Annotated in this window: 16 protein-coding genes; 5 read left to right on the top strand and 11 right to left on the bottom strand. The window is 49.7% G+C overall.

The window, feature by feature from the left end; translation table 11 throughout:
- The first annotated feature begins 100 nt into the window (after positions 1-100).
- On the top strand, positions 101-1027 hold the full coding sequence (locus ACQ4MZ_RS15405) for a S1C family serine protease (RefSeq protein WP_430845964.1): 927 nt from the start codon (positions 101-103) through the stop codon (positions 1025-1027).
- Here ACQ4MZ_RS15405 and ACQ4MZ_RS15400 read toward each other — a convergent pair.
- Both ACQ4MZ_RS15400 and ACQ4MZ_RS15395 read right to left on the bottom strand, forming a co-directional pair.
- Positions 996-1334 (bottom strand): helix-turn-helix domain-containing protein, encoded by a 339-nt coding sequence (locus tag ACQ4MZ_RS15400; protein WP_430845963.1) that lies wholly within the window; start codon positions 1332-1334, stop codon positions 996-998. The genes ACQ4MZ_RS15405 and ACQ4MZ_RS15400 overlap by 32 nt on opposite strands.
- Positions 1335-1348: 14 nt before the next feature.
- On the bottom strand, positions 1349-1900 hold the full coding sequence (locus ACQ4MZ_RS15395) for a hypothetical protein (protein ID WP_430845962.1): 552 nt from the start codon (positions 1898-1900) through the stop codon (positions 1349-1351).
- 261 nt (positions 1901-2161) lie between these two features.
- On the opposite strand from ACQ4MZ_RS15395, the gene ytxJ reads away from it, so the two are divergent.
- The gene (gene ytxJ / locus ACQ4MZ_RS15390) at positions 2162-2494 is read left to right on the top strand and encodes a bacillithiol system redox-active protein YtxJ (RefSeq protein ID WP_430845961.1); all 333 of its coding nucleotides are present in this window, start codon (positions 2162-2164) and stop codon (positions 2492-2494) included.
- A gap of 271 nt (positions 2495-2765) precedes the next feature.
- Here ytxJ and ACQ4MZ_RS15385 read toward each other — a convergent pair whose 3' ends face one another.
- Positions 2766-6548, bottom strand: coding sequence for a two-component regulator propeller domain-containing protein (locus ACQ4MZ_RS15385; protein WP_430845960.1), 3783 nt, complete (start codon positions 6546-6548; stop codon positions 2766-2768).
- A 120-nt stretch (positions 6549-6668) separates the two neighbouring features.
- Between ACQ4MZ_RS15385 and ACQ4MZ_RS15380 the strand changes: the two genes are divergently transcribed.
- Together ACQ4MZ_RS15380 and ACQ4MZ_RS15375 are read left to right on the top strand one after the other, a co-directional pair.
- On the top strand, positions 6669-9086 hold the full coding sequence (locus tag ACQ4MZ_RS15380; protein WP_430845959.1) for a TonB-dependent receptor domain-containing protein: 2418 nt from the start codon (positions 6669-6671) through the stop codon (positions 9084-9086).
- A gap of 156 nt (positions 9087-9242) precedes the next feature.
- On the top strand, positions 9243-10541 hold the full coding sequence (locus ACQ4MZ_RS15375) for a sensor histidine kinase (RefSeq protein WP_430845958.1): 1299 nt from the start codon (positions 9243-9245) through the stop codon (positions 10539-10541).
- Here ACQ4MZ_RS15375 and ACQ4MZ_RS15370 read toward each other — a convergent pair whose 3' ends face one another.
- On the bottom strand, positions 10542-10907 hold the full coding sequence (locus ACQ4MZ_RS15370) for a DUF4406 domain-containing protein (RefSeq protein WP_430845957.1): 366 nt from the start codon (positions 10905-10907) through the stop codon (positions 10542-10544).
- Positions 10908-11051: 144 nt separating this feature from the next.
- Between ACQ4MZ_RS15370 and ACQ4MZ_RS15365 the strand changes: the two genes are divergently transcribed.
- Complete coding sequence (locus ACQ4MZ_RS15365) at positions 11052-11810, top strand: DeoR/GlpR family DNA-binding transcription regulator (protein WP_430845956.1); 759 nt, start codon at positions 11052-11054, stop codon at positions 11808-11810.
- Positions 11811-11829: 19 nt separating this feature from the next.
- Here the strand turns inward: ACQ4MZ_RS15365 and ACQ4MZ_RS15360 are convergent, their stop codons facing one another.
- The 7 genes from ACQ4MZ_RS15360 to ACQ4MZ_RS15330 all read right to left on the bottom strand — a co-directional run bounded on the left by ACQ4MZ_RS15360 (position 11830) and on the right by ACQ4MZ_RS15330 (position 21171).
- Entirely contained in the window at positions 11830-12570 is a 741-nt protein-coding gene (locus tag ACQ4MZ_RS15360; RefSeq protein ID WP_430845955.1) for an SDR family oxidoreductase, read from the bottom strand.
- A 76-nt stretch (positions 12571-12646) separates the two neighbouring features.
- Positions 12647-13219 (bottom strand): Crp/Fnr family transcriptional regulator, encoded by a 573-nt coding sequence (locus tag ACQ4MZ_RS15355; protein ID WP_430845954.1) that lies wholly within the window; start codon positions 13217-13219, stop codon positions 12647-12649.
- A 98-nt stretch (positions 13220-13317) separates the two neighbouring features.
- The gene (locus ACQ4MZ_RS15350) at positions 13318-14859 is read right to left on the bottom strand and encodes a RagB/SusD family nutrient uptake outer membrane protein (RefSeq protein ID WP_430845953.1); all 1542 of its coding nucleotides are present in this window, start codon (positions 14857-14859) and stop codon (positions 13318-13320) included.
- Positions 14860-14871: 12 nt separating this feature from the next.
- Positions 14872-18204: a SusC/RagA family TonB-linked outer membrane protein gene (locus ACQ4MZ_RS15345; RefSeq protein ID WP_430845952.1), complete on the bottom strand. Its 3333-nt coding sequence runs from the start codon at positions 18202-18204 to the stop codon at positions 14872-14874.
- Between the two features lie 386 nt (positions 18205-18590).
- The gene (locus ACQ4MZ_RS15340) at positions 18591-18785 is read right to left on the bottom strand and encodes a hypothetical protein (RefSeq protein ID WP_430845951.1); all 195 of its coding nucleotides are present in this window, start codon (positions 18783-18785) and stop codon (positions 18591-18593) included.
- A 70-nt stretch (positions 18786-18855) separates the two neighbouring features.
- Entirely contained in the window at positions 18856-20151 is a 1296-nt protein-coding gene (locus ACQ4MZ_RS15335) for an esterase-like activity of phytase family protein (RefSeq protein ID WP_430845950.1), read from the bottom strand.
- A 90-nt stretch (positions 20152-20241) separates the two neighbouring features.
- Entirely contained in the window at positions 20242-21171 is a 930-nt protein-coding gene (locus tag ACQ4MZ_RS15330; protein ID WP_430845949.1) for a DUF6268 family outer membrane beta-barrel protein, read from the bottom strand.
- Between the last annotated feature and the right edge of the window lie 262 nt (positions 21172-21433).

The following is a 21433-nucleotide window of genomic DNA, read 5'->3' as shown; positions in this document are numbered from 1 at the left end:
CCCTTTTGGCGTGCTACATTTCCGTAGTACGCCAGTTTGGCATTTACAATCGGCTGGATAACTTTTTGAACGGGCTTTATCAAAACGATATCCAGCAGCTATGGACACCTTTTCAAGTATGATCATCGGCGCGGTTGATCAGATCAAAAATGCCGTTGTAAAAATCGATATATTCAAGACAATCAATGGGAAAATACGACCCGCAGGGTCCGGCTCGGGGTTCATATTCTCTTCCGATGGGCTCATTTTCACCAACAGCCACGTAGTCGACGGCGCGGAGAAAATTATGGTAAGCCTTTTGAATGAGAACGAGATAGAAGCAACACTCGTAGGCAAAGACCCGGACACCGACCTGGCTATCCTCAAAATATACGCCCAGGGTTATTCGGTAGCCAAGTTTGGCGATTCGGGGGCATTGCAGATCGGGCAGTTTGTGATCGCGATCGGCAATCCTTACGGCTATCAACATACGGTCACAACAGGCGTAGTAAGCGCGCTCGGCAGGACTCTGCAAACACAATCGGGGCGGTTCGTCGACAATGTAATACAGTCGGACGCGGCATTGAACCCGGGAAACTCCGGCGGTCCGATGATCAACACCGATGGTGAAGTAATCGGCGTAAATACGGCTGTCATTCAGGGCGCCCAAGGGTTGAGCTTTTCCGTGGATATTAATACGGCGAAGGAAATTGCACGACAACTTATCCGTGACGGTAAGGTATTCAAGGCATATCTGGGTCTCCAATTGCAGGATGTCTCCCTGAATGAACGCGTTCGCCAACACCACAAGCTTCCCAACCACGAGGGAATCTTCATCACGCATATTGAACCGAACACTCCGGCATCGCGGTCGCAGCTTATGGAGGGCGACATTATCGTCTCATTCAACGGCAAGCCGGTTCGTAATTCCAATGAACTGTTCAAGGCGCTCACAACGCGCGACATCCTCCGTGTTACCGACATTTCAGTGATCCGGCACACGGAGCTGCTCAACTTTATTGTGGTTCCGGTTGAGAAGAAGGTTTAGTATCGCGCAAATGGCTATAAGGTGTTTCAATCAGTTTGATTTGAAGCACCTTTTCCATTTTACAAATGGTTTGCAACGTAAGGTTTTCTGAGCCTTTCAGGATTTTGCCGATGTATTGCGGCGAGCAGCCCATCATTTCAGCAAGGTCTCGTTGCGTCAGTCCCCTTTTACGCAAGGTTCGCAAAACAGCCAGGGCAATGTCAGACGACACATCCAGCCAATATTCATTCGCCTCCCGGAATGCCGCTTCTTTTATCCATTCGGTATCCGGCACTGCCATTAGTTTTAACTTAGTTAATGCGTCCATCACATTTCAAGGTTTTAGAACAGCTCAAACAGCCCAAATTCATCTTTTTGATCTCCCTTCAAGAAACCACAAACTTCTTCCAGTTTCTTCAACTCTTCATTCAAGTGCTCGCGTTCATTCATAGTTCTCGTCAGTTTGATCGCGCCACCGCTTACCACAAACCGATTCATACCCAATCTGATCGCATAAATACGTAACCAACTGTGCTTCCTAAATCCCCTGGCTTTACTTTTTTCAAAGTTACCCAAACGCCACGCCTCTGGATGTAACGGTCTGAAAATCCCAGATAAATTCACAGAATCGCCTCGAACGCCGGCACGCGCAGCTGCTAACAATGTTCTGTTAAGTCTATGCGCTTCTGCTTTGGTAATCTTTACAGCTTCCTCGACCGACATATATTCCCAAAATCTCAATAAATCGCCGTAATGCTCCTCAAAAAAACATTCGAGGTATGTCATATCTCTCCAAAGCCGGAAGGTTCTCGAAAATTCATGATCGGGCTCACCCGCAAACTGAACAGCATACAAACTATCCGGCACCACTTCAAATATACCGTTTATCTCCATAAAAAATAAACTTATAGGTTTACACTTCGGCCCCTCATTTATTCTTGATACGGTAAGATCCAGTTTTGGTAACAGACTTCTACAAACCCAAAAATCAAACGGTCCCAAACAATGTCTTTCAATTCACGCGATGAAGCAGAACGCCTGATTTACGCTTTGAGACACTTTGAAACCACTTTTTCAATTTTAATGGAATGAAAACCGACACTTTGCGTGTTGTGCAACCTGTTGCAAATAGTTTGACGAAATTTTTAACAGGTTATGAACTGGATTACTATTAATAGTGAAGAAGAAGTAGATAACATTTATCAATCGGCCGATTACTCTATTATTTATAAACATAGCCCCCGTTGCGCAACCAGCCTCATGGCTTACCGGCAACTTAAATCAGAAGTAAATGCCGCTGCCGACATTCAGATACCCATTTACATTGTGGACGTCATCCAGAACCGCAAAGAATCCCAGGCGATTGCAAGTAGCTTTGGTGTTGTGCACGAATCTCCACAAATTCTGGTCGTGAAGGGTGGACAGTGCATTTACGACGCGTCGCATGAGGACATTTCCCTGCGGGATTCGCTGGCATCTTTGAACTGAAAACCAAAAAATAGCTCGTAAAGAGTGCTGTTCCAGCGCGTGTTGAAAATATTTTTATGGATTATATCCATTCGTTAGGAATAATTCCATTATATTTGTTCCATCAACAAACAGGAACTACGACGACCTGCACAATTCAACCATCAAAATGGTATGGATTTTGTACCAGGCAGATACGTCGAAACTTATTAGCACTTCATCACAAACAGACGCAAAAGAGCAGCCCAGAGCTGCTCTTCTTGTTTTACCAGATTTTTTAAATCGTCAGGCATTATATATTACCGGACGCACGCGGTTCCAGGCGGGCAGCCCATTTTTGGAGCAGCAGTACCAAATCGTCCAGAATAACCGGCTTGCTAAGGTAGTCGTCCATTCCCGCTTCGAAGCACTTGTCTTTGTCCTGCTGCAATGCGTTGGCCGTCATGGCGATGATAAATGGATGTGCAATATTCCGCGCCCTGATCTGCCGTGTCGCTTCCAGCCCGTCCATTTTCGGCATTTGCATATCCATCAAAATAACGTCATAATCGATTTTCTGTATCTGATCGAGCACTTCTAAGCCATTTTGCGCCAAATCGGCTTGGTAACCAAGTTTGCTGAGCGTATTCATGATTACGATCTGGTTCACTTTATTGTCCTCAGCCACCAGGATTGCCATCGGGTGCCGGCTGGCAAAATCGGCGTGAAGTTTCTTTTCCACATTGTCAATTCCGGACGTAGTTTCTTCCAGCTCGGGCACATCCGGAGCAACTTTTGCGGTAATCCAAAACCGGAAGCTGGTGCCCTTGTGCAACTCGCTTCTCACTTCAATACCGCCCCCCATCAGCGCGGTCAGTTTTTCACAAATCGCCAGGCCCAGGCCGGTGCCCCCGTACTGCCGCGTTGTGGATGAATCGACCTGTGAAAAAGGCTTAAACAATTTGTCCAGCTTATCTTCCGCGATTCCAATGCCGGTGTCTGTGATCTCAAATCCCAGTTTGGCCTCCCTGTCCTCGCGCCCGATCACATACACGTGTACCCGAACCTCGCCTTTAGGCGTAAACTTAACCGCGTTGCCTACGAGGTTTGTCATAATCTGGCCAAGCCTCAAACGGTCACCCACGATACGTGTCGGCACGTTTTCCTCAATTTTCAACGTCAACTTCAGCGGCTGGGTGGCGGTTTTAGCACGGAAAAGATCCATTACTTCACCAATGCAGATCTTCAAATCAAACTCCTTTTCTTCGAGCTCCATGTTACCCGATTCAATTTTGGAAACATCGAGAATGTCGTTGATCACATTTAGCAAATCCCTACCGGACGTCTGTATGGATTTGGTGAAATTACGCTGCTCCTCGGTCAGCTCGGTTTCGGCAAGCAGCGAAGCAAGGCCAATCACCCCATTCATCGGCGTCCTGATTTCATGGCTCATCGTCGCCAGGAATGCACTCTTGGCCCTATTGGCCAATTCCGCCTTCTCTACTGCCATTTGCTGTTCGCCGATCGCCCGTTCGAGCTGCTTTGTCCGCTCCTGTATCTGTTGCTCAAGGACTCGTTTTTGTTTACGGATCGTATAAGTCCGGATCTGATAAAGGGCCAGAATCAGCGCGACAATCACTGCGACGGTCAGCAACCGGAACCACCAGGTGAGCCAGAAGGGTGGCGTGATGATCAGCTCTATGGCGACACCCTTTTCATTCCATAACCCATCGTTGTTGGAGCCTTTCACCCTGAATACGTAAGTACCGGGATCGAGGTTGGTGTAAGTAGCCGTGCGCTTGTTGCCGCTATAATTCCAGTCGTCGTCGAAACCTTCCAGCATATATGCGTACTGGTTCTTTTCCGCGACGGTGTAACTCAATGCCGCGAATTCGAAGGTGATCACCGACTGGTCGTGCCGAATCGTAATGGATTTGGCTTCACTGATCTGTTGATCAAGAATATGGTCGATGGCTCCCGTAACGACCGATCGGTTAAATATCTGAAAGTCAGTAATGTACACAGGCGGCACAAAATCGTTGTAGCGGAGACTGTCGGGGTAAAAACTGATAAAACCATTGATACCGCCAAAGAACATCTCTCCGTCGGCTGTCTGAAAGCGGGAGTTGTCCCGAAACTCATTGCCCGGAAGCCCATCAGCAATGCCGTAGTTGCGAAAACTGCTGGTCATGAGGTTAAATTTAGAAATGCCCTTATTGGTGCTCAGCCAGAGATTATTTTTATTGTCCTTCTGAATCCCAAACACCACATTACTCGCAAGCCCGTCCTTTTCGCTGAACGACTTGAATGTCTGTTTTTTCTGATTAAAATAGCAAAATCCACCTCCTACGGTCCCTACCCAGAGATCTCCGTTTTCAACTTCCAGAATCGATTGTACTTTGTTGTGGGAAATACTAGCGGGGTCATTCGGCCTGTTGCGGAAATGTTTGAAACCACTGCGATCGGGCAGCAGCAAATCGAGGCCATTGAACGTCCCTACCCAGATGTTCCCCTTTTTATCCTGAAAAATAGTGGTAATAATATCGCCGCTGATACTCGCCGGATCGGTGATGTCGTGCCGGTAGTGCGTATATTCTTTTGTTTTGACATTGTAAAAATTAAGGCCACCCTTCCAGGTACCGATCCAGAGATTACCATCGCGGTCGCGCATCATATTGTTGACGTCCGCGATTGACAGGCTATTGGGATTACCTTCTTCGGGTAAATGGTGCTCGATCGCACCGGTTTTGACATTCAGAAAATCAAATCCGCCATTGTGGAATCCCAGGGCAAGCACGTCTCTGGCGAGCCAGACCACGGAAATGACATAGTCATTTGAAATAGAACGCGGGTCGCCCACCCGGTGCCGGTAAAATGTAAAATTCTTTGTTTTACGGTTGAACCTGTTGAGCCCCCCTCCATCGGTCCCGATCCAGATATCGTCGCCGGTACTGTCGCCGCAAATGGCCAGTACCGCATTGTTGCTAAGACTGTTGGGGTTACTAATCATCCGTCGATAAGAATCAAACTTTGGTCCGAACTTCGGCAAGTAAGATACCCCACCCGAATAGGTACCGACCCACATGTTCTCCGCATTGTCGTGGTAAATCGTGTATACCGAATTGTTGCTAAGCGAAAAGCGGTCATCAGGATTGTTTCTCACGGAGAAAAAGCGGTCCATAGCAGGGTCATAAATGCTGATACCTCCATTCTCAGTACCAATCCAGAGCTTACCGGTGCCATCCTGGGCCATAGAGAGGACATCATTGTGCCCCAGGCTCCACGGATCGGCGGGCTTGTGTTCAAAACGTTTTACAATGTTGTCAGACGAATCAATAATCGAAACGCCTCCGCCATGCATTCCCACCCATAAATTTCCTCTCCGGTCATAACGCAGCACTTTGATCCAGTCGGATTTCAATGCGTTGCCCGTACTACCCACATGAGTACCTCCTCCGCTTGCGCGCGCACCGTGCTCGTACGCCGCGAGCACGCCCGATTGCACATCGAGTTTAAACAGCCCGTTCTCCGTACCAACCCATAACACGTATCCCTTTCCTTCCGCAATACTGGTCACAAATTCACTTCCCTGCCCGACATCCCTTCCAGGATACCTAAACAGCTGGTAGGTTCCGCGGCGCCGATCAAACAGGTAAAGCCCCTGGTCCGTCCCCAGCCAGAAACGATTACGGCTATCCCGAAAAATAGTATTGATCGCCAGATTGCGCCTCGGATGCGGAAAATGAACGAAGTTGTCCGTTTCCCGATCATACTGGTCCAGGCCAGTGGAGGTTCCCACCCACAATTTGCCCTCCTCGTCTTCCAGCAGTGACAATACAAAACTGTCATGAATAGAAGCCGGATTGCCGGGATCGTGCTTATAATGCGTGTATTTATAGCCATCAAACCGGTTGAGACCGTCTTCCGTTGCGAACCACATAAAGCCCCTCCGATCTTTCAGGATCGCGCTCACATGGCTCTGGGAAAGCCCCTGGTCCGTAGTAAGCCGCCTGAACCTGGGCCTCAACTCCTGTGCTAAAACCTGCTGAAAGCATAGGATGTAAAGCAGCACAACCTTGCAAAATATGGCCTTCATGGCACTTCATCAATTCTGGATAAGAAACGTCGATTATCGGTTTAAATGTAGAAAAATTATGACCCAATGCAACATAGAAACCAATTCTTACTCTTTGGGCTATACGGATATTAGCCATTTATGAAAAGAACACTACTCAGCCTGCTAATTCATGGACTTTCCTTTGCCGGCTTCGCCCAGACCTTCACGGTAAGCGGCCTTGTTAAAAATCAACAAAATGAGGCTGTCGGGTTTGCCGCAGTTTCCATCAATCAATTCAAAGATTCCACCCTGGTAAAAGCCGATGTCGCCGACGAACAGGGCTCTTTCAAGATAGGCGGTATCCCCGATGGTAAATATTTCGTACGCATTTCGGCGGTAGGCCTACAAATGTACCACTCGGCGGTGTTCGAGGTGGCCGGCCAGGACGTAAAATTGCCTGCAATCTCCATGTCACCGGAGTCTAAGCAACTGAATGAGGTAAAAGTAACCGGCACCAAACCACTCATCGAAGTCAAGAACGACCGGATGGTTTTCAACGTCGAAGCAAGTATTAATGCTACCGGTTCCAATGCGCTCGATCTTTTGCAACGCTCGCCGGGCGTACAGGTCGACAGGGATGAGAATATCCTGGTACGAGGCAAAACCGGCGTCCGCATTTACATCGACGGCCGTCCCTCCCCTTTGGCAGGAAAAGACCTTGCTTCCACATTAAAAAGCATGAATTCGGCTGACATAGAAGCCATTGAAATCATCACGAACCCTTCCGCCAAATTCGACGCCGCGGGCGATCTCGGTATTATCAATATCCGTCTCAAGAAAAACGCCAAGCTGGGCACCAACGGCAATGTCAGCCTTGGAGGCATGTTTGGCATAACACCTAAATACAATGCGTCGCTGAACCTGAACCATCGCGACAAGAAGCTCAACCTATTCGGCAATTACGGTTTCAACCAGGGCGCATGGCACAACACGACCTACGACGACCAGATCCTCAACCAGGTAGCTTACAACAAATTGTGGCATGGCATCTGGCGCGACACGACGCATAGTGCCAAAATCGGGGCCGATTATTTTATCAATTCCAGAAATACCATCGGTTTCAGTGCCAACGGCCGTATCAGCAACCACAACGGCGGCGGAGAGAGTGAAACTTTCATCAGCAAACGCAACAATCTGACTGCCGATTCGCTCATCCTGTCGTCGCGGACCTCGAACCCAGAGAAAAACAAAAACCTGAACGTGAACGTGAATTATCGCTATGCCGATACCACCGGGCATGAACTGAACATCGATGCCGATTACGGCCGGTTCTCTTCGCGGGGGATCAGTTACCAACCCAACCAATACCACTTTCAAACAACCAGTGACGAACCTATCGAACGGAATTACGTTTCGAAAACACCTGTGGATATCGCCATTAAATCCTTCAAAATCGACTATGAACAGCCATTCAAAAAGGGAAAACTCGGGTACGGTGTGAAGTTGTCGGACGTAAAATCGGACAACACATTCAATTTTTTCAATGTTTTTCAAAATGTTGAAGTGATCGACACCAATCGCAGCAACCGCTTCAAATACCTCGAACGCGTATACGCAGCTTACGTCAATTACAATGTTTCCCTTGGTAAAAAATGGGACTTGCAAGCCGGTCTCCGCGCCGAGCACACCAAATCATTGGGCGACCTGACCAGCTACAAACATAACGACCTCGATAAAGTCGATACGACTTATCTGAGCTTCTTCCCAAGTGGGGCCATCTCGTTCCGCGCATCCAAAAACCACACCTGGAACCTCAATTACAGCCGACGTATCAACCGCCCGAGTTATCAGAACCTCAACCCTTTCGAATACCGCATTGATGAGCTGGTGTATTCAAAAGGGAACCCGTTCCTGAAACCCGAATACGCCAATAGTTTCAAACTCTCGCACGTGTACAAGGGCATACTTACTACCTCGTTCGGGTACCGGCGCACCAGGTTTCCGGTTGTGGGTTTACGCATTCCTTACGATAGCAGCCGTACCTACTTCATTACCGAGAACCTCGATTACTCGCAAGGTTTCAGCCTGGACATAAGCATTACCACACCGATCACGAAATGGTGGGAGCTCAATTTCAATATCAGCGGGTACCACAACCTCTGGAAGGCCGCACTGGATAATGGCGTGGTGGTCAACAACCGGACAACGGCATTCAATCTCAATGGCCAGAATACTTTCAAACTCAAAAACAGCTGGACGATCGAGCTATCCGGCTGGTACAATTCGCCCTACCGCCGTATCGATTACAACTGGCAAATGGGGATGGTGGACATTGGCGTCCAGAAGAAATTCTGGAAGGATAACGCCAGCTTGAAAGCAACATTCAGCGACATTTTCCATACGGCGCGCGGCGGGTACACGTCGGCCTATGCGGGTATCGAAACGCGCCTCCGGTTCCGTTTTGAGGGCCAGATGCTGCGAATCAACTTCAATTACCGATTTGGAAGCAAGGAGATCAAGGCCGCGCGCAGCCGAAGATCCGGGTCCGAAGATGAGTTGAACCGCATCAAGGGCTAAATATATCTCCACACGCCAATTAATATTAATTCTACTTGCGTTTAATGAAAATGCGTACGTTATATTTGTAGGAAAGAAACCCTACACATCTTGCCTCTCAAAGATTCAATCTATCGAACATGGATCAATTTATCCGGCGACCCGTCAGTGTTTCCGATGAATGCACGTATATTCCATTCGGTATGCCTGATATCAACGTTCGCGCTGTTATATAATGTACCATTCAACTATGCGATAGGGCTGCCCAAAATAGCATTGGCCAGCCTTATTGTGTTACTGATCACGATGGGGCTGTATTATGCCTCCCGCTTTAAAAACATGATCAGTATCAGCACATTGATCGCCAACATTGTTGGGTTATCACTGTTCCTGGTCAACTATTTCCTCAACTCCGGCCTGCGCGGGCCTACCGACCTGTTCTTCCTGCTTTTTCTGCTGCTCAGCATCGCCATCAGCCCTGTCGATCAGTATAAAGTATGGATACCGATCAATGTCACAGTGCTGATTATCCTCAATCTCATCGAATTCTATTATCCTCACCTGGTGCCGGACACGTACACTACGCGGGCCAACCGGTTTGTCGACCATATGTCGGCCTACGCAGTGGTTGCAGCGATCACTTATTTCTGCATTCACTATATCAGGGGGAGTTATGAAAGCGAAAAGCTATCCACACTCGAAAAATCGAAGGCGATCGAGTTGCAGAACGTCCGGATTGTCAAGCAAAATGAAGAGCTCGAAAAACTGAATGCGGAGAAAAACAAGCTGATGTCCATTGTCGCGCACGACCTGCGTTCGCCATTGGCCAGCATCCAGAATTTCCTGGAACTGCTTACCCAACACGAGTTGGAAGAAGAACAAAAGCTCGACATCGAAAACGAACTCCTCAACTCGACCAAAAACACGTTGGCAATGCTCTCCAAGCTGCTCGACTGGTCGAAATCACAGCTGCACGGGGTTTCGGCGCATATGGAATATCTGAATGTGCAGTCGCTTTTCGAGCCTACCCTTAACCTGGAACGTAACATTGCAGCCCGGAAGAACATCACCCTGGAATACTATTTCGACCCTTCGGCCAGTATTTACGCCGACAGCGACATGATGCAGCTCATCCTACGGAACATCGTCGGAAATGCCATCAAGTTCACGGGCACAGGCGGCCACATTATGGTGAGAGCCGAAACGCAGGGCAACTACTGCCTGATTTCTGTACAGGACGATGGCATTGGAATGTCGTGGGAAAAACAGCAGTCCGTCTTTTCGCTCAATGTCGAGTCGACTTTCGGTACCGATAACGAGAAAGGGGTTGGTCTGGGCCTGATGCTCTGTATGGAATTTATCAAGGCCCAGAAAGGAAAAATCTGGTTGGAAAGCACGCCGGGAGCCGGAACTTGTTTCTACATCTCGGTGCCGATGTACGACAAAAACAAAACACGCCAACCCAATTTGCTCTGATTACCCGCAACCAGGCACGTCGGCGAGGTGGTAGTAAATCTGCAACCCGCGCTCACGTCCGATTCTTATATCTTCGTCAGCGCCTTTTGACTCCCCTTCCAGTCTGAGGATCGCATCGCATTTTTGCAAAAGGCGCCCGGCCACCGGATACAAAATCTCTTCATAAGGCTCGTCGCCCGGCACTTTGGAACCGGCGAGTTTGAGTAACGGCAACGCCACCCATTCCCCGATCACCGGCAAATGCCCGGCGCGGAACAACTGCAACGTCACCGATTCGAGCTTATCGAGGTTTTTACGCATTAAAGCGGGGTCGTCATTCGTCCCCGACCGGTACGGCCCGGCCACCAGGATCATTAATCCACTCATGGCTAATGTGATTTAAAGTGAAAAGGTTTTATTAAAAATGATCAGATATACTACTTTTGGCGAGCATAAACACTATTCAAGGCTAATAGATTTGATTACTTTTAATCAATTTTGATTATTTTTGACCAAAAGTAAGCATTTACGATGAACTTTCAAGAACGTAAGAAAAAAATTCTCGCTGCGCTGGACAACGCCGAGAGCCTCACCGTGTTCGAACTGGCCGAAATACTGGAAGCTTCACCGGCAACGATCCGCCGCGACCTGGGCGACATTGCGGAAGAAGGATTGCTGATACGCACGCACGGGGGCGCCATGAAAATAGAAAACCCTGTGCTGACAGGGTTTTCTGAGAAGTCGGGCGTGAATAATCCGGCCAAGGAGCAGATTGCCGAAAAAGCGACCTCTTATGTGCAGGATGGCGACATAGTCTTTCTCGATTGCGGCAGCACAGTCTTTCAAATGTGCCGCTTTTTGAAGAAGAAAAGTATTCGCGTGATAACCAACTCCCTGCCTGTTCTGGCTGAGCTTATTGATGTCCCCTCCATCCAGATTAACCTGATCGGCGGGGAACTGAACAAGGCACGGAAAGCCATTCACGGCGACAAGGCAGTCCAGCATATCAACGGCTACCATGCGCACAAGGCGTTTATCGGTGTGGACGGCTTGTCCGCAGAAAACGGCCTCACCGCGCACAGCGAGTACGAATCAACCATCACCAACGCATTTATCCGCAATGCAGGCCAGGTAATGCTGCTTTGCGACGGCTCCAAAATCGGCAGGGATAGCTATGTAAAGTTCGCCGAACTTTCGGCCGTTCACACACTTATTACAGACGCTGGCGCCGACGCCGAAAAGGTAGCCGCATTGCAGCAAGGCGGGCTAAATGTAGACATCGCGAGCTGAATATGAGATTTCAGGCTAGTCAGACGAGTACCGCGCCACCGTCAGTAACGAGGATTTGTCCGGTAACGAAAGGCTGTTTCATAAGGTAAATATAAGTTTGCGCCACCTCTCCGGCCTCGCCCACGCGGCGCACGGGTAATCCAGCCGCGATCTGTCCGTAGAATGCATCCCGCTCTGCATCATCCATTGACGACCACAAATTTGTACGGATTACGCCGGGCGAAACCAGGTTCACGCGTACCGGCGCCAGCTCTATGGCCATAGCCCGCGTAAAACCGTCCATCGCGGCGCAAATGCTCGCGCCTATGGACCAGCCCGCGTTCGGGCGCGCACTCACAATCCCGCCCGTCAGCACGATCGATCCACCCGCATTGATCCCCGGTGCAGCATATTTAACCGCCATGAACGCGCCCCAGTATCGGAGATCGAAAAACGCGCGTGCCGTGGCAAGTTCCGTATCGGCTATATTGCTTAGCAAAAGGCTTTCGCCAGCCGTGAATACGAGGTGGTCCAACGTGCCGATTTCTTCAAAAAGCTGCTTTACAGATGCTTCGTCGGAGAGATTGCATTGCATTCCGAAACCATTACCCGGCAAGTCTGCCACTGCATTTTGTACCCGCGCCGCATTGCTTGATACGATGATCACATTTGCGCCTTCTGCCGCTGCCGCTTTGGCCGTAGCCAGGCCCAGTCCCGAGCTACCGCCCAGGATCACTACTTTTTTCCCATTGAGAGAGAATGCTGCATTCAAAGTTTCCATTTGTACCGATTGTTTTGACAATACAAATCTCCATTACCGGGCTGCCAAAGCACTTAACAAATGGTAAAAACGATTTTCAGCGCAGGTTTCTCCGAATACGGCTAAGCGACTGTGGCGTAATGCCCAGGTAAGAGGCTACATCGGAAAGCGGCACGCGTGTGGCGATATCGGCCTGGCGCGCAAGAAATTGCCGGTACCGCGCAGCCGAATCCTGACCGAGATACGCATTACGGATCTGGATTTTTTCGAGCAGCGTCCGGTTGGTAATCGTGTCGATCACCGATTTCAGGTAAGGTAAGCGAGTGTAAAGCGCCCACAAACCGGCTTTGGTAATACTCAGTACCTGCACGTTGCAGGCGGCGCAAATGCTCTCGTGCGCCGTCACGTGGTTATTGAAGCTATTCAGGATCGTGCAAAACTGATTTTCCTTCAAAAAGTAATGCGTTACCTCGTTGCCTTTCTCATTGGTAACCATAATCCGCAGCACGCCATTCAATACAAAAAACATTTCCTGGCAAATTTTCCCGCCCTTGAACAGCACATCGCCCTCGCAGAACTGCTGCATGGTAAATGCACTCAGGATCGCTTCCTGATCTGCTGGCGGAATCGCGTGGGTGAGTTGGAGGATCGAGATCAGGCGCTGCGGCATGGTGCTTTTTTAGAATATCATGTCAAATATAATACGCTCCAAAACAAAAAGCCCTGCGCTTAGGAGGCGCAGGGCGATGTAATAGTCCGGTTCAGGTTTTAGTAACCTTCGTTCTGGTACATTTTCTCCGGGTTCAGCTTGGTTTCGTCAAACGGAATGGGATAGTAACGGTCTTTTTTGCCAAAGTTGCTGAGCTTCGCGATACCGAAATTCTCTTGCTTTTTACTTTTGAAATAGGCCACGAGCTCATCGGTCGTAAAGAAGCGCAGCAAATCGAACCAGCGATGGTTCTCGAATGCAAGCTCCACGCGGCGTTCATGCAGGATAGCGAGTTTCAATGTCGGGTATTTGGCTGCGTAATCTGCATTGGCTTTCGAAGCTGCGTATTTCGGCAAGCCGGCACGCTCGCGGACCTGATCGAGGAAACTGATAGCGGTCGGTTCGTCGCCCAGTTGCATATGCACTTCGGCGAGCATCAGGATCACATCGGCGTAGCGGATCAGGATCCAGTCATTGCCGCCGTAACCGTTGGTCGTTGCTGCCGGGCTGGCATCGCGGTATTTGGTGATAAAATAGTCCTTTACGATCGGGTCGTTGGCAAATTTGATCGAAAAGTCTTTTCTCAGATCACCTTCCTCATAATCCTGCACGAGGTCAGGCGTAACATTACCGCCCGAACCCGACGACGCGAACAATGAGTTGATCGTCTCTCCTTTGGCCTGGTTGTTACGGGCAATCGAAGATGAGAAGTTGATATCGCCTTGCTTGTTCACCACCTGAAAGATCGTTTCCGCATTCGTCGACTTCTTGGCCACGTCAAATACATCCACATAAGGCACTTCCTTCAAATCCCCGAAAGTGCGCAGGTTATACGACGCCATCAGGTATTTTTTGGCCTCATTCAGATTGGCGGTGCGGTTGGCAGCATCCAGGGTGGTCGCCATAGTGAGGTACACTTGGCCTAGCAATGCATTAACGGCAGCTTTCGTTACCTTACCCTTCGTGTTGGCAGTCTGCTTATCCGGCAAAGTCGAAGCTGCGGCGTCTTTCAGGTCCTGCGCGATCTGGTTGTAAACTACATCCTGTTTCTCACGAAATGTTGCGGCCGTTACCTCATCGGTGCTGAGCAATTCTTTGGTTACCAAAGGCACGTCGCCCCATTTGCGCACGAGGTGGAAGTAGGTCAGCGCCCGGATGAATTTCGCCTCGGCCTTATATTGCTCTTTCAGATTGGCATCTGTAAACGTCACGCGCTCAATGCCGGCCAGTACCTGGTTGCAGCGCGTTACCATCTGAAACAACGTCAGCCAGTGATTTTTCAAATAGGTATTGCTGGGTAACAGCGAAAAATCGTTGAACTGGAACGGCTCGCCCGCATTCGACTGGTTATCGTTACGGCCGGTGTTGTCCGACCGTTCCTCGCTGAACAGTCCGCTGTTTTCCCCGATGCCGTTGCCATCGCGCAGCGAGTTATAGATACCATTCACGGCCAAAGCCACGTCGTCGGGTGTCCGGTAAAAAGTGGGCGCCGACACTGCATTCGGGTTTTCCTGATCGAGGAAATCGTTGGAACACCCCGCGAGGGCTGCCAGTCCGAATGCTGAAAACAATGTATTGAAAATGTATTTACGCTTGATCATCTCTTCTGCTGCTTAAAATGTAATACGGGCACCGATGTTGTAGGCACGCACGAGCGGATATTTTCCATAGTCGACGCCCGGAGTCAGGTTAGCCCCGTTGTTGTAATCCACCTCGGGGTTATAGCCCAGGTATTTGGTCAGAGTGAATGCATTATCCACGCCTACGTACACCCGCAATGCGCTGATGGCATTGTTGGTCAGGCTGCCGATGCTGTTCATGTTGTAGCCCAACGTCAGGTTGGTACATCTTAGGAATGAGCCGTCCTGCAAATAGAAGGTCGACAAACGCGTGCTGTTGCTTTGCGTCCCCCCGCGTGAGGCGCGGTACACGTGCCCGTCACCCGGCTGCGACTCCGAACGGTAGCGGTTAGCCACTTTGGCATACTGGTTACCCGAGCCTTCCATATTATAGAGATAATAATCCTGTCCGTCGAGCACCTTGTTGCCGTAGGTTCCGTTGAACGACGAGCTGAAATCGAAGCTCTTGTAACTTGCCGTGATCGCAAAGCCATAAGTGAATTTCGCATGCGGCGAACCGATCACCCGCTTGTCGGCATCGTTTACAACACCATCGTTGTTTACGTCTTCGAAATATAAGTCGCCCGGACGAAGCGGGTTGGTGGAAGCCGTAGAGCGCGCAGGTCCTTTGAGCTGGTAACCAGCCGGGAACGACTGCGTAGAAGCATTGTACGCCGCATTATCAGCAGCAATATTCTCCATATCCTTCTCGCGCACCATTCCTTTCACCTTGAAACCGTAGAACATACCGATCGGCTGGCCTTCCTGCGTGATGTGCGTCAGGTAGGAACGCTCGGCGCCGTTGGTAATGATCGTGCTCGCACCACCCATATCGAGTACTTTATTCCGGTTCACGGAAATGTTACCGGCGATGTTCAGGTCAAAATCCTTGGTCGAAGTCACGCGGGCATCCACTTGCAGGTCTATACCCTTGTTCTGTACTTTCGAGTTTCTGAGGTTGGTCAAAATTGTCGAGGCACCGGAAATCGCCGACAGCGGCTGGTTGAACAACAGGTTGAACGAGCGACTGATGTAGTAGTTCGCCATGATCGACAAACGGTCGTTGAACAACCCCAGGTCAGCCCCGAAGTTATACTGCGAGGTCGATTCCCAGCCCAGGTTCAGATCTTTGATACCCGTAGCCCACAATGCGGTATTGACCGAACCGTTTCCATACACCACACCGCCGGGGGCTGCCATGGTTTGAAGGAAGTTGTAATTACCGATGTTGTTATTACCACTCAATCCCCAGCTTGCACGCAGTTTAAGTGTAGAAGTATTGCCTAATGCATTTTTGTAAAAGTCCTCGTTGGAAATGTTCCAGCCGGCAGACACCGACGGGAAGTTACCCCACCGGTTATTCGGGCCGAAACGTGAGGAACCATCGGTACGGAAAGTGGCTGTCAGATAATATTTGCCATCGTAGTTATACGCTGCCCGCGCCAGGTATGAAAGCAGTGTCCAGTTCACTTTACCGGTTTGGTCGGCCCCGGTATTCAGTGCGAAAAAGGTAGCATCTGCTCCTTTTCCGGTTATTTCTTCGATGCGGTCATTAGAAAATCCGCGAGCAGTTACAGAAACGATGTCACGGTTGTTTTCCTGGGCCGTATAACCCACCAAACCATCTATACTGTGCTTGCCGAGTTGTTTTTTGTAATTCAAAGTAAACTCCGCCAGTTTGTCCATTTGCGTGGTCATCTGCGATACTGCATTCGCGGCAGCAATCGCCTGCGGTGATCCCGGAGGATTCGCTCCGCTGCTCAGGCTGGTAGGAGCATAGAACTCGTACTTCTCATTATAGGTCTGCAAACCGAGGTTAACCTTGAAATTCAGGTCGGGAATAATCTCGTACGTAGCAAAACCACTGAAAGTACCACGCTGCCCCCTGCGGTTGATATGCGTTTCGGTCGCCAATGCCACCGGGTTTTCGATCGATTGATAGCCATAAGCCGAGCTCAGCGAGGCTGCCTCGTTTTTTGCCAGACTTCCATCTTCATTATAGGCTTTGAATATCGGCATGTAAATCAATGCGCCAAGGATAGGGCCTTTATCGAAGCGCCCTTCCTGCACCTCGCGGTTGGTATTATAGGTGAATGCGAGGTTTGCACCTACTTTCAGCTTCTTGTTAACATCCGCATCTAGGTTCGTCCGGAAATTGGTCCGGTGCTGGCCGGTGCTTAGAATAATACCCTGCTGGTTGAGCTGACCGCCGCTGATCGCGTACCGCAGGCCATTCTTTCCGCCTGAAAACGAAATATTATGGCGGTGCACCGGCGCATTGCGGTAAAGTTCGTTCTGCCAGTCGGTATTGTATTTCGGAGTAATCAGCTTCTGATTCGCGAAATCATACAAATCGGTAGGGATGCTTACAGAACCCGCATTGCCCACGTTTTTGATACGGGTTGCATTGTCGTCGGAGTACATGCCGTCGTTCCAGGTCTTACCCGCATTCACCATCAAATCGCGATAGCTCGCATTGCGGCCGTCGATCATCAGCTGGCCAAATTCGGAGGCATTCAAAAGATCGACCTTCTTGCTCAGCTGGTTCACGCCAAACTGGTATTCATATTCGAGCCGGCCTTTGCCTTCCTTACCTCTCTTGGTGGTGATCAGCACGACCCCACCCGCAGCACGTGAGCCGTAAATGGCAGCCGAAGCAACGTCTTTGAGGATGTCGATCGACTCGATATCGTTCGGGTTAATGAAAACGTCGTTACCAGCCGGATAGCCGTCAATCACGTACAATGGATCCGAACTCGCATTCACCGAACCCACGCCACGCACACGGATCTTCGTGCCCACGTAAGGCGCGCCGCTTACCTGCGAGATCTGCACGCCGGCCACTTTACCTACCAATGCCTGCCCGATAGTGGGCGTACTGAGGTTCAGCTCTTTTGCTTTAACGCTCGAAATAGCGCCGGTAAGGTCGCTTTTGCGCATTGTCGAATAACCTACCGCTACAAACTCGTTCAGCATCATCGCATTCTCTTTCAAAGTGATGGCCAACGGCCCGTTGCCCGAAACCACCACCTCCTGCGCGATGAAGCCCACAAATGAAAAAACCAACGTAGCGCCGGAGCTCGCGTCAATCGAGAACGTACCCGCAGCATCGGTTACGGTACCTTTGTTGGTTCCTTTTTCCAAAACCGTCACACCGAGCAACGGCTGACCGGTCTCATCCACCACCTTACCCGTCACGGTCAATGCACGGGTCGGCCTTTCAAACATCATCCGGCCCTTACCGGAAGCCACTGCATGCCTGCCCGGACTGAAAACCAGGATACCTGTCATTACCAACGGAACAATTGGCAGTATCAGTTTCTTCATAATAATTTTAAAAATTTAACAAAAACAAGAAAACACGCTGCAATTCACTTTAAAGCCCATCTATTTCGTGCTCAAAAATCGAGCGTAAAAGTATTTTTGGACTATTAAGCGAATCGAACGTGTTTATTATGAAAATGTAAAGTTTTCAAGAATCAGAAGTAACCGATTACCATACTACACGCACCTGATGGACATTGCTCTTGCGGGACGACGTCACCGCGATGCCCTTCGAAGAACCACCTGAGAATATGAAGCCTTCCAGCTCATCGGCTTTGTCGATATCCACCGAGTTAAGTACCCGCCGGGTGATTGATTACATCCATGGCATCGACCGTCAGCCGGATTTCCTTTACTGTGTCATGCAGGGAATCGCCCTTCTGGCTAAATTAGCGCACCATTCCTACTTCGCGGTCTCCGTACAAATACACTTTCCCATCCAGATAGGACGCGCCCTGGCAAGCGCCGAGCGAATCGACGGTGTCGGAGGAAACAAGTGACACATCCGGCTTGTCTGGTACAGTAAATGCGAGAAGGATTACAGCAGCCATCGACGCCGCGGCCAGGAATTTCAGTAGTTTCATTTTGATGTAGGTATTAAAAAAATTGCGGGTGCAGAGCAACGCCCCGTACCCGCTTGAAAAAGTCGAATTATTACCAAAGCGGTTGTTTTAGCTTCACAAAGTAGATCGTGTTGCGATCGACTGCGCCGGTGGCAGGCAGGATTTTCTGCGCATACACGCCGCCTGCATCTACCACGCCGAAATCGTCATCGTTCGAAATAGCAACGGTAGTGGAATTGATAATCGCTATTCCCTCCGCTTTGTCATGCGGGTAAAGGGTCTGCATGTCGGTCATCAAATCCGCCACGAGCGTCTTGGTTACGGGTTTGATGCCATTCGCAGCCAGGTTGGAAGCGGTTTTCAACTGCTCTACGGTAAGTCCGCCGTACAACTTGCCGTTCACCCCATTAGCTGGGTCCGAAATATCGGTAGCATTACCCAGGTCGATTTTATACACTTTTTTGATTACCGTTGCGCGGTTGGCATTGGTAGCGTATTCACCATCGCGTTCGAGGACGAGGAATGTCGTATTGTCTATCGCCACGATTTCGCTGTTCGCCTGCAAATTGGCGCGGTCGATGAGGTATACGTATTCCTTGCTGACGCCGGTAGTAATGTCAAAGCTCAGGATGCGCGTCACGAGAGAACCCGACACATCTGACGCCGACGGATTGTACAACGGGAATTGCATGATACCGACGAGTGTTTTGCCGTCAGGCGTAATTGTAAGTCCCTCCATTCCGCGGTTCGGACGTCTTTTGGCGAAAACCAGCGGGATTTTACGGCCGCCCAGGCCATTCCCGAATGGATTGATACGCTCAATTGTCTTACCGCTCGCATCGAAATGCACGATATGCGGGCCATATTCGTCGCTCACCCAAAAGGTGCCATCCTTCGCAAGTGCGAGGCCTTCCGAATCCAGCCCGTCGATGCTGTTGGGCAGCGCATTATTGTTCACATCCAGCGCCAGTTCTCCCGTGTACCCGAATCCGGGAGGGTTAGGGAGGCCATTCAACTTCGTACCATTCTCGTTTTTCAGCTCAATAGTCTTTTCCAGCACCAGCTGGTTACCTATCAGCCGGAACTTGCCGATTTGCGGCGCAAAGCCCGGATCTGCGAATACTTTGGAATCGGCAACCGTCCCATCGATATTGGAACCGCGGTCGGTGAGCAGGTAAAATGCCATGTGGTCGGTCGGGTCCTGCATCACAGCGGACCCGAAGCCGCCGTTATAAACCTTTACATTACCGACCTGCGTAACAACTGTCGGATTTTGCGCTTCTGCCTTGTCGGGGTAATGTTCGGTGGGGAGACCGTGGTCTGTGCAGCTATTCAATATCGCGACGGCCGTGGCTGTCGAAATAAGGGAAAGTAAAAAGGGTTTCATCTGTGTCCAGGTTAGTTTGCGTAAAACTACACCGGCCGATTTTACCCAAAAGTTAATTCACAATACTTCAAATCAACATATTGTTAAGGCCTATTTCCGCGCTTTACCCCTGAAACTGGGCGGCTGAACGTAAAATTCGACCGTGGCTGCCAACCCGGAAGTGCGTACGGGAACGGCATTTTGCACCATCTTATTGGAAATATTCTTGCGGTAACCGCCAAAAACCTCTACACCGGCAAAATTCCCGAATTTACGGTTATAAGAAATGCCCATATCGACGTCAATCCGGCGGCATACGTCGGGGGTACCTTCGGCTACACGGTTAAGGTAATACGTCCGAGTAACGGCTTCAGCTTTGAAATAGAGCCGGTCGTTAGGCGAGAGGTTATGCCGCCAGGCCATTTTCTTGGGCAGCATAATTTCGACGCCCTCTTTCTCCGAGAGATTGTAGTTAAAAACAAAAACAGGCAGGAATGTCAACTTATAGCTTTTGTTGAAAATGATCCCTGCACCGATTTCCTTGTTGGGAGAGGTTCTTTTCAAATAGGAAGCTGAAACCGTGTAGTTCAGCGGAATTTCCTTTGCGGAAAGCATCGCGAAATTACCCGTCTTGTTAATATGCGAGGTCAATAAAATCCAGGATGTGCTATCCAGCCTGATAAACGAGTTCACATCCAATGCAAACGTGCGGAGGTTCCACCCTTCGAACTTTTTGGCCGGATTTTCGCCACTGCTCTTGAATTCAAGCTGTTCCGTGCGGTAATTGGGACCGAGAACAACCGCGAAGTTCTTTTTATTGACCATAGGCAACCACGCTCGGACATACATTTCTTCGTTTGTAAAAGTCTTGGTACCTCCGTTCGCGAACCGATAAACCTTTCCCGGCGCATGCGTCATGCGGAAGGTAATCCATTTGGACGGAGCCATACCCGGCAAACCGGGCTTCTGGGCACAACAAACCATGCTTATGCCCCACAAGGATAAGAAAAACGCAAATGCCTCCGGCTTCCGAAATTGCATACTTCGCCTGTAAATGGTTGTAATAGTTCTAAGTTGCACTAAATTACTCGCTATGAGCCGGTAACGAAGCAATGTATAAATTAAGTTCCGCACCTGAATCCGGGCGGGAACGCATCACTTATATACGTCTGGCCGACATGAATTAATAAACGACCAGGAAACCATTTCAGATATACGAATCTGTTTATTTTAATGGAGGCGAATGCATCAGTACACACTCCCAAAAAAGAAAGTAAGCGAAAACGGGGCCACAAAAGGCATT

Source organism: Dyadobacter sp. BHUBP1 (genome assembly GCF_050587785.1).
Taxonomy (GTDB): domain Bacteria; phylum Bacteroidota; class Bacteroidia; order Cytophagales; family Spirosomataceae; genus Dyadobacter.
The sequence above is the reverse complement of the archived record's forward strand: the minus strand, read 5'-3'. Positions and strand labels throughout refer to the sequence as shown.

Excerpts from the sequence above, each read along its gene's own strand:
- ACQ4MZ_RS15365 (WP_430845956.1), top strand. The coding sequence starts at position 11,052 with ATGAACTTTCAAGAACGTAAGAAAAAAATTCTCGCTGCGCTGGACAAC.
- ACQ4MZ_RS15330 (WP_430845949.1), bottom strand. The coding sequence starts at position 21,171 with ATGCAATTTCGGAAGCCGGAGGCATTTGCGTTTTTCTTATCCTTGTGG.
- ACQ4MZ_RS15345 (WP_430845952.1), bottom strand. The coding sequence starts at position 18,204 with ATGAAGAAACTGATACTGCCAATTGTTCCGTTGGTAATGACAGGTATC.
- ACQ4MZ_RS15405 (WP_430845964.1), top strand. The coding sequence starts at position 101 with ATGGACACCTTTTCAAGTATGATCATCGGCGCGGTTGATCAGATCAAA.
- ACQ4MZ_RS15360 (WP_430845955.1), bottom strand. The coding sequence starts at position 12,570 with ATGGAAACTTTGAATGCAGCATTCTCTCTCAATGGGAAAAAAGTAGTG.
- ACQ4MZ_RS15375 (WP_430845958.1), top strand. The coding sequence starts at position 9,243 with ATGAATGCACGTATATTCCATTCGGTATGCCTGATATCAACGTTCGCG.
- ACQ4MZ_RS15395 (WP_430845962.1), bottom strand. The coding sequence starts at position 1,900 with ATGGAGATAAACGGTATATTTGAAGTGGTGCCGGATAGTTTGTATGCT.
- ACQ4MZ_RS15340 (WP_430845951.1), bottom strand. The coding sequence starts at position 18,785 with ATGAAACTACTGAAATTCCTGGCCGCGGCGTCGATGGCTGCTGTAATC.
- ACQ4MZ_RS15400 (WP_430845963.1), bottom strand. The coding sequence starts at position 1,334 with ATGGACGCATTAACTAAGTTAAAACTAATGGCAGTGCCGGATACCGAA.
- ACQ4MZ_RS15380 (WP_430845959.1), top strand. The coding sequence starts at position 6,669 with ATGAAAAGAACACTACTCAGCCTGCTAATTCATGGACTTTCCTTTGCC.
- ACQ4MZ_RS15335 (WP_430845950.1), bottom strand. The coding sequence starts at position 20,151 with ATGAAACCCTTTTTACTTTCCCTTATTTCGACAGCCACGGCCGTCGCG.
- ACQ4MZ_RS15385 (WP_430845960.1), bottom strand. The coding sequence starts at position 6,548 with ATGAAGGCCATATTTTGCAAGGTTGTGCTGCTTTACATCCTATGCTTT.
- ACQ4MZ_RS15370 (WP_430845957.1), bottom strand. The coding sequence starts at position 10,907 with ATGAGTGGATTAATGATCCTGGTGGCCGGGCCGTACCGGTCGGGGACG.
- ytxJ (WP_430845961.1), top strand. The coding sequence starts at position 2,162 with ATGAACTGGATTACTATTAATAGTGAAGAAGAAGTAGATAACATTTAT.
- ACQ4MZ_RS15355 (WP_430845954.1), bottom strand. The coding sequence starts at position 13,219 with ATGCCGCAGCGCCTGATCTCGATCCTCCAACTCACCCACGCGATTCCG.
- ACQ4MZ_RS15350 (WP_430845953.1), bottom strand. The coding sequence starts at position 14,859 with ATGATCAAGCGTAAATACATTTTCAATACATTGTTTTCAGCATTCGGA.